This is a genomic window from Bacillota bacterium (genome assembly GCA_040754675.1).
Taxonomy (GTDB): Bacteria; Bacillota; Limnochordia; order Limnochordales; family Geochordaceae; genus Geochorda.
The window spans coordinates 1-7,834 of record JBFMCJ010000179.1; the positions used below are offsets into that span (position 1 = coordinate 1).

Here is a 7,834-nt window from a genome sequence, read left to right on the forward strand (position 1 = left end):
AACCCTGGCCGAAAGACCCCGCCGCATCGTCTCCCTGGCGCCCTCCAACACGGAGATACTCTTTGCCGTCGGTGCCGGCAATCAGGTGGTTGGGGTTACCTTGTTCGACGACTTCCCTGCGGAAGTGCGATCCCTTGAAAAAGTAGGGGGCTTTGCGGCCAAGTCCATCAGCGTCGAGAAAGTGGTGGGCCTGGAGCCCGACCTGGTGCTGACCGCCGGCTCCCTTCAACAGCCGGTCATCGACGCCCTGCGCCGGTTGGGAATCCCGGTTTTCTCCGTGGATTCCCGCTCTCTCGATCACCTTTACGACAACATCCGCAAGGTGGGCCGGCTGACTGGCCATGCCCACCGAGCCGAACAGGTCGTCCGGTCTATGCAGGCTCGGGTGGAGGCCGTCCGTAGCCGTGTGGCCGCCGTCGAACCCTCCCGCCGGGCCCGGGTCTTTTACGAAGTGTGGGACAACCCGCTGATGACGGCAGGGCCGCAAACGTTCATCGGCCAGCTCATCGAACTGGCCGGCGGCATCAACATCTTCTCCGACGTGCAGCGCGAATGGCCGCAAGTCAGCCTGGAGGAACTCATCCGCCGAAATCCCGATGTCATCCTGGGCCCCAGCTCTCACGGCCGCAGCCTCGCTCTGGAGAACCTCAGGGTGCGGACCGGCTGGCACGGCGTCCGGGCCGTGCAGACGGGTCGGGTCTACCTCATCGAGGACAGCATCGTCTCCCGTCCGGGGCCTCGCCTGGTGCAGGGCCTGGAGGCCGTAGCCCGCGCCCTGTACCCGGAACTCTTCCCCGAACCGCCGCCCGACCCCAACGCTGTACCGCAGCAGGCCCTTCCGGCCCGAAGGTGAGGTTCAGCTACCGTGCAGGGCCCCGCAATTCGCATGACCCTGCTGGCCGGTCTGCTGATGGCTCTGTTTGCCGGCAGCCTCGCCATCGGCCCGGTGTGGATCCCGCCGGGCCGGGCTGTGGCGGCCCTGCTTCCAGGCCGCTGGACGGGTGCCGGCGCGGAGTTCCCGGACAAGACCATCATCACGGAACTGAGGTTGCCGCGGGCGCTTTTGGCAACGGCGACGGGCATGGCGCTGGGAATGGCAGGGGCCGCCCTGCAGGGGCTATTTCGTAACCCCCTGGCCGACCCGTACGTGGTGGGGGCCTCGGGAGGCGCCGCTTTCGGCGCGACCGTGGCTATCCTGAGCGGCTGGGGCTTCGGCGTCGCCGGGCTTGCTTCGGTTCCCCTGGCAGCCTTTTCGGGGGCCCTCGGCGCGGTGGTGCTGGCGTACGTCCTGGCCGAGGCAAGCGGAGGCCTGCCGACCCAGGCCCTGTTGCTGGTAGGGGCGGCCTTGAGCACGCTGTTGTCCGCGTTGGTGGCTGGCCTCTTGCTTTTACAGGACCGCGCCCACCTGGAAGTCTTCGGCTGGCTGGTGGGCGGCTTTTCAGGCCGTTCGTGGCCGGCCCTCAACACCATCGTGCCGGTGATGTTCCTGGGGGCGGTCGTGCTTTCGGCCGTTCACCACGCCATGGATGCCCTCGCCCTGGGCGAGGAGACCGCCCGAAGCCTCGGGCTCTCCCTGGAACGGCTCCGGGGCGGGGTGGTGGTGGGCAGCAGCCTGCTGACGGCGGGGGCGGTAGCGGCGGGCGGCATCATCGGGTTTGTAGGGCTCATGGCTCCCCACATGGCACGCTACACCTTCCCGGCCGCCCACCGCTGGGTCTTGCCGGCCAGCGGGCTCACGGGAGCCCTTATCATGCTGCTCGCGGACGACGTCGGGCGGGTGGCGGTGGCCCCGGCGGAGGTGCCGGCCGGCATTTTGACCGCCGTCCTGGGCGCGCCCTTTTTCCTGTACCTGTTGAAGACTCGGGGGGGACCCGGCCATGTGTCCTGAGGCCGATGGGCTCGCCCTCGAGGCCAGAGAGCTCAGCTGCGGCTATGACTCCCGGCCTGTCGTGCAGGCTCTCAACCTGGCCCTACGGCCGGGCGAGGTGCTGGCTCTGGTGGGTCCCAACGGATCCGGAAAGACGACGGTGCTGCGGGCGCTGGCCCGGCTGCTTCGCCCCCGGGCAGGTACGGCGATGATTGCGGGACGCTCCGTGTGGCAGCTGGCTCCGAAGGCGGTTGCCCGGCTGGCGGCCCTCGTACCCCAACAGGAGTCGCCCGTTTGGGCGCTGACGGTCGAACAGGTGGTGGCCCTGGGCAGGCTCCCCCACCGTCACTGGTGGTCGGGGGCCGGGGCGGCCGACCGCCGCCACGTGGAAGCGGCCCTGAAGCTGACTGAACTGTGGCCCCTGCGCCACCGCCCGGTAACCCGGCTTTCCGGGGGCGAGCAGCGACGGGTCGTGCTGGCCCGCGCCCTGGCCCAGGCCCCCCGGTTTCTGCTTCTCGATGAGCCCACGGCCCATCTGGATCTGGGGCACGCGGCCCGCCTGCTGCGCCTCCTCCGCTACCTGGCCCGCGAGGAAGGCCTGGCCATTCTGGCCACGATGCACGACCTGAACGAGGCGGCAGCCGTGGCCGACCGCATGGGCCTGTTGTGGCAGGGGCAGCTGGTTGGCCTGGGAACGCCCGCCGAGGTGCTGCAGCCGCGACTGCTTGAAGGGGTCTTTCAAATCCCCTGCGACGTGGTCACGCACCCCGCCTACGGCACGCCCATGGTGGTAGCGCGCTGGGCCGTGCCGGCAGAGCGGCCGCGGGCTGGCGCCGGGCAGGGCTGAGGGAGTGGAGGTCGGTGGCTGGTGGGTGCCGCCCGGGGGCTCCTCGTCGTCTACACAGGAACCGGGAAGGGCAAGACAACGGCGGCGCTGGGTCTTCTCTTCAGGGGATGGGCTCAGGGGTGGCGCATGTGCGTCATCCAGTTCATCAAGCACGAGGCCGGCCGGTGGAGCGAGGTTCGAACGGCGCAGGAGCTGGGCATTGAGTGGATCAAGTCAGGGGACGGGTTCACGTGGCTTTCCCGGGATCTCGACCGGACGGCCGAACGGGCCCGGTCGGCCTGGCAGCTCGCCCGGGAGAAGATCGCGTCGGGCCGCTACCACCTGGTCCTCCTGGACGAATTCACCTACCCGCTGTACTACGGTTGGCTTTCGGCCGACGCCGTGGTGCAGTGGCTGCGATCGAACCGGCCCTTGCACACGCACGTGATCATCACCGGGCGCCACGCCCCACCGGCGCTGGTGGAACTGGCCGACCTCGTGACCGAGATGAAGGAGGTCAAGCACCCGTACTCGCAGGGCATCGCAGCCCAGCCCGGCATCGATTACTGAACGGGGGCCAGGAGGCGTGCAGGGCCGCGAGCAGGTAGAGCTGCCCCGGCTGATGCTGGCCGGGACCCAAAGCGGCGTTGGCAAGACAACCCTGAGCACGGGCCTCATTGCGGCGTGGCACAAGCAGGGGCGGTGCGTACAAGCCTTCAAGGCGGGCCCGGACTATATCGACCGCACCTACCTCGAGCTGGCCAGCGGCCGGCCCGGCCGCAATCTGGACAGCTGGCTGGTCCCGGCCGGTTGCCTGCGCGCGCTTTTCCTCAGGGCTGCCTTCGACGCCGATGTGGCCGTGGTCGAGGGCGTCATGGGGCTATTCGACGGATATGCCTACCGGGACGACGCGGGCAGTAGCGCCGAACTCGCCCGGCTTTTGAGACTCCCGGTGGTGCTGGTCCTGGACGCTCGTGCCGCTGCCCGAAGCGTGGCCGCTACCGCCCTGGGCTTCGTGCGCTTTGCTCCCGACCTGATGTGGTCGGGCGTCATCATCAACCGGGTGGCCGGCCGCGCCCACGGTGAGGGGGTGGCCCAGGCAGTCCGGTGGGCCACAGGGCTTCCGGTGTTCGGCTGGGTTCCGAAGCTGGCGGCTCTGTCGGTTCCGGAACGCCACCTCGGCCTGGTTCCCACCGTTGAGCCGGGAAGCTGGCAGCGCTTCGTCGAGGCGGCCGCTGATGCCGTTTCGCGCCATCTGGATCTGGACGGCCTGTGGCAGGCGGCGGCCCGGGCTCCTGCCCTTGCGCGGGAGAGCAGGGGCTCCGGCCAACCGGCGAAATGCTCCGCCGGCCAGGTCGCGCGGCGTTGCGCCGTGCCGGCGGGACCGGAGGCGACGGCCATTGAAACGGCCGGCGCTGCTGCGGGGGCGAGGCCCGTCATCGCGGTGGCCAACGACCAAGCGTTCAGTTTTCACTACCCCGAGAACCTGGAGTTGCTGCAACAGGCGGGAGCCGAGCTGCGCTTTTTCCGCCCCGGCGAAGGCGAAGCGATCCCCCCGGAGGCCGACGGGCTCGTCCTCAGCGGCGGCTTCCCCGAGCTCTACGCCTCCCGGCTGGCGGCGAACCGCTCCTTTCTCGACGGCCTGAGGGCGCTGTTTCGGGCGCACAGGCCGATTTACGCGGAATGCGGCGGCCTGATGGTGTTGACGGAGGCGATCGTGGTCGATGGCGAGCGGCATCCCATGGCCGGCGTGCTGCCGGGAGAGGCGGTGATGGTCCGCCGCGTGAAGATGGGTTACCGCCAGGCTGAAGCGGCTGCGGACTCGTGGCTGTTGTACCGGGGAGAGTCGGTGCGCGGTCACGAGTTCCACTACTCGGAGTGGGCGGGGCGACCTCCGGACCTGCCCCCGGCCCTTCAATGGCGGGACGGTGATGGTAACGTCCGGCGCGACGGCGCCGCCGTCGGCGGGCTGTGGGCCAGCTACGTACACCTCAATTTCCTGTCCTGGCCGGCCCTCGCCCGGCGATTCGTACGGGCCTGCCTCGATGCCCGCGAAGATGAACTGCGGAGGACGGGTTTTTGAGCCATGGAAGCTCTCCCCCCTGTACGGCCCCTTGACGAGCGGGCCATGGAGCAAACCGAGCGGCGACTGGGGGTCCTGACCAAACCGCCCGGCAGCCTGGGTTTCCTCGAAACCCTGGCAGTTTGGCTGGCCGGCATCTTCCGCCAGGCGCCGCCCCCGGTACCCCGGCGGAAGGCGGTCATCCTGTTTGCCGCCGACCACGGTGTGGTCGCTCAGGGCGTAAGCGCTTATCCTCAGGCCGTGACCGCCCAGATGGTGACCAACTTCCTGCGGGGCGGGGCAGCCATCAACGTGCTGGCGCGCCAGATGCAGGCCAGGCTTTGGATAGCCGACGTCGGCGTCGCCACACCGTTGCCGCCCGCAGCCGGGCTGTGGTCCTGCCGGGTCCGCAGCGGCAGCCGGGACCTCACCGAGGCACCGGCCCTGACCCGCGACGAGGTCTGGCGGGCCATCGGTATCGGCCGGGAACTGGTGCGGCAGGCCGCAGCCGAGGAAGCCCAACTGCTCGCGTTCGGCGAGATGGGCATCGGCAACACCACGCCGGCCACCGCCCTGGTGGCCATCTGGACCCGCGCGGGCCTGGAACGGGTCGTGGGGCCGGGCACCGGCCTGGACGAACAGGGAGTGGCGCGCAAACGGCAGGTGGTGGCTGCGGCCTTACAACGGCACCAGCCCCGGCCGGACGACCCCATCGGCGCTCTCGAAGCGGTGGGAGGCCTGGAAATTGCCGCCATCGTCGGCGGCCTCGTCGAGGCTGCTTCGCAGGCCCTTCCCGTGGTGCTGGACGGGTTCATCGTGACGGCGGCCGCGCTGGTGGCCTCGTCCCTGGTGCCGCAGGCCCGAGCGTACTGGATCGCAGGTCACTGCTCCGGCGAGCCGGGCCACCGGATCGCGCTGGACCACCTCGGGCTCCGCCCGCTTTTGGACCTGGGCATGCGGCTCGGTGAAGGCACGGGCGCGGTGCTGGCCTTTCCTATCGTGGAAGCGGCCGCCCGTTTGTGTGGGGAGATGGCCACCTTCGAGGAGGCCGGGGTGTCCGGGCGCCTGTGAAGCTCAGGCAGGGTTTTCACGGACCTTTGGAGCGTCCGTGGGCCACTTTTGCCTTTTTGACCGTACTGCCGGGGCCCGACGCCCGAGGCCGGCGGGAGCAGGGGTACGTGGTGAGGCCCGGTATCGGCTACTTCCCGCTGGTGGGGCTGCTGGTCGGGGTACTGCAGTCGGGCGCCTGGTGGGCCGTCTCCCGTGGCTTTGGCCCGGAACTGGCCGCGGCCGCGGCGATAGGGACAGGCCTCCTGGCGACCCGGGGGCTTCACTGGGACGGATGGCTGGACAGCTGCGACGCGCTGTTTGGCGGCCACGACCGTCAGAGGCGCCTGGAGATCCTTCGCGACAGCCATGCAGGTGCCTTCGCCGTGGTGGGGGCGGTCTGGACGATGCTGGTTCAGTGGGTGGCCCTGTCGTACAACCCCAGCCCTCCGGCGGCGCTTTTGCTTGCTGCGACGGCGAGCCGCTGGGCCATGGCGGTGGCGGTCGTGGCTTTTCCGGCCGCCCGTGCCGAAGGGCTCGCTGCCTGGATCAAAAGAGAAGCCCGATGGGTGCATGCGGGGGCTGCCTCACTGGTGGCGGCCGGGGCCGCCGCGGCGCTGGCGGGAACGTTCGGGCTTGTCAGCCTGGCGGCAGCCGGGCTGGTTGGCATGGCGTTCGGGTGGTGGGCCTGCCGCCTGCTCGGCGGGCTGACCGGCGATCAATACGGAGCCGTTCAGGTGCTGGCGGAGACCTCCACTTTGCTGCTGCTGGCGTCCCGGGGCCGGTGACAGGCCGTGGCTCAACCGTGGCTGGCCGCTGCCGGACTGTTGCTGGCCGCAGCCCTCGACGGCCGCTTCGGCGAGCTGCCGTCCCGATGGCACCCGGTGCGCTGGATGGGGCTTTGCTTCAGTTACCTGGAACGTCACGCTCCCCGCCGTTCGCGGGCCGCGTTTTTGTACGGAGCCGCAATTGAACTGGCCTTCCTGGGGCTGCTTGCGGCGCTGCTGCATGGGTGGGAGCGGTGGCTGGTGCAACACCTTCCCGGGTGGCTGGCGGTGGCCGCCTATGCCGTCACCATCAAGCCCGCCTTTGCCGTCCGGGCGCTGGTCGAGGCCGGCCGGCAGGTCGAGCGGGCGCTGCAGAGGCGTGAGCTGGACTCGGCCCGCCGGCGGTTGGCCTGGCATCTGGTCAGCCGCGACACGGCGAGCCTTTCGCCGGGGCAGGTGGCCGGCGCCGCCATCGAGTCGCTGGCCGAAAATACCAACGACAGCATCGTAGCCCCCATCTTCTACGGGGCCATCGGAGGCCTGGCGGGGGCCTGGTGCTACCGGCTCGTCAACACCCTCGACGCCATGTGGGGATACCGCGGCCCGTACGAGTATCTCGGTAAAGGGCCCGCTCGGCTTGACGACGCGGCCAACTGGATACCGGCCAGGTTGACCGCCCTGCTGCTCCTGGCCGCCGGGCGGCTGCGGGGGGAGGACGTCGGCCGTGGGTGGCGGTTGTGGCGCCGGGATGCAGGCCTCACGCCGAGCCCCAACGCCGGTCACCCCATGGCTGCCGCGGCCGGCCTGCTGGGCGTGCGGCTTGAAAAGGTGGGGTTTTACACCCTCCATCGAGAGGCCCGGGACCCGGGCCCCCACGACATCGCCCGGGCTGGCCGCCTGGTCGAAACCGCCGGCTGGTTGGCCGTGGTCTGCGCGGTCCTGGTTGCGCTAGCCATGTCATTCATCAGGCCGGCCGGGCTTATGGCCAACGGATAGCGCTGGACGGGCGGGAAGGGAGGCTGGCGATGCCCCTCGACGGTGACGCAGTTCGCTGGGTTCGCCCGGAGCTTTTGGCCATGCAGGTACCGGTGCATGGTGGCACGCCGGCTGGCGCCGGTGGGTCCGGGGACGGCGCATCCGGGCCGGTTCTCGATTTCAGCACCAACCTCAACTTCTTCTTGCCGGGCCTTTCGTGGGAGGACCGGTGGCCTGCGGCCTCTCTCGAACGTTACCCCGACCCGGCATCGACGGCCCTGCGGCGAATT

At 70.0% G+C, this 7,834-nt stretch carries 9 protein-coding genes; all 9 read left to right on the forward strand.

What is annotated here, in order from left to right:
- Positions 1-853: cobalamin-binding protein (locus tag AB1609_11440; GenBank protein MEW6047077.1), on the forward strand; the 853-nt coding region annotated here is incomplete at its 5' end.
- A gap of 33 nt (positions 854-886) precedes the next feature.
- Positions 887-1,888 carry an iron ABC transporter permease gene (locus AB1609_11445; protein ID MEW6047078.1) on the forward strand — a complete coding sequence of 334 codons (1,002 nt, stop codon included), beginning with the start codon at positions 887-889 and terminating at the stop codon, positions 1,886-1,888.
- Positions 1,878-2,714 (forward strand): ABC transporter ATP-binding protein, encoded by an 837-nt coding sequence (locus tag AB1609_11450; protein MEW6047079.1) that lies wholly within the window; start codon positions 1,878-1,880, stop codon positions 2,712-2,714. Before AB1609_11445 ends, AB1609_11450 begins: the two co-directional genes overlap by 11 nt.
- Before the next feature lie 21 nt (positions 2,715-2,735).
- Positions 2,736-3,263 (forward strand): cob(I)yrinic acid a,c-diamide adenosyltransferase, encoded by a 528-nt coding sequence (gene cobO / locus AB1609_11455; protein MEW6047080.1) that lies wholly within the window; start codon positions 2,736-2,738, stop codon positions 3,261-3,263.
- A gap of 16 nt (positions 3,264-3,279) precedes the next feature.
- The gene (locus AB1609_11460) at positions 3,280-4,776 is read left to right on the forward strand and encodes a cobyrinate a,c-diamide synthase (protein MEW6047081.1); all 1,497 of its coding nucleotides are present in this window, start codon (positions 3,280-3,282) and stop codon (positions 4,774-4,776) included.
- A 3-nt stretch (positions 4,777-4,779) separates the two neighbouring features.
- Complete coding sequence (cobT, locus tag AB1609_11465) at positions 4,780-5,826, forward strand: nicotinate-nucleotide--dimethylbenzimidazole phosphoribosyltransferase (protein ID MEW6047082.1); 1,047 nt, start codon at positions 4,780-4,782, stop codon at positions 5,824-5,826.
- A gap of 26 nt (positions 5,827-5,852) precedes the next feature.
- Positions 5,853-6,590 (forward strand): adenosylcobinamide-GDP ribazoletransferase, encoded by a 738-nt coding sequence (locus AB1609_11470; GenBank protein MEW6047083.1) that lies wholly within the window; start codon positions 5,853-5,855, stop codon positions 6,588-6,590.
- A 6-nt stretch (positions 6,591-6,596) separates the two neighbouring features.
- Positions 6,597-7,565: an adenosylcobinamide-phosphate synthase CbiB gene (gene cbiB / locus AB1609_11475; GenBank protein MEW6047084.1), complete on the forward strand. Its 969-nt coding sequence runs from the start codon at positions 6,597-6,599 to the stop codon at positions 7,563-7,565.
- 29 nt (positions 7,566-7,594) lie between these two features.
- The coding region (locus AB1609_11480; protein ID MEW6047085.1) for a hypothetical protein at positions 7,595-7,834 on the forward strand (240 nt) is incomplete at its 3' end.

Coding starts and splice junctions, on each gene's coding strand:
- AB1609_11445 (MEW6047078.1), top strand. CDS start 887: ATGACCCTGCTGGCCGGTCTGCTGATGGCTCTGTTTGCCGGCAGCCTC.
- AB1609_11450 (MEW6047079.1), top strand. CDS start 1,878: ATGTGTCCTGAGGCCGATGGGCTCGCCCTCGAGGCCAGAGAGCTCAGC.
- cobT (MEW6047082.1), top strand. CDS start 4,780: ATGGAAGCTCTCCCCCCTGTACGGCCCCTTGACGAGCGGGCCATGGAG.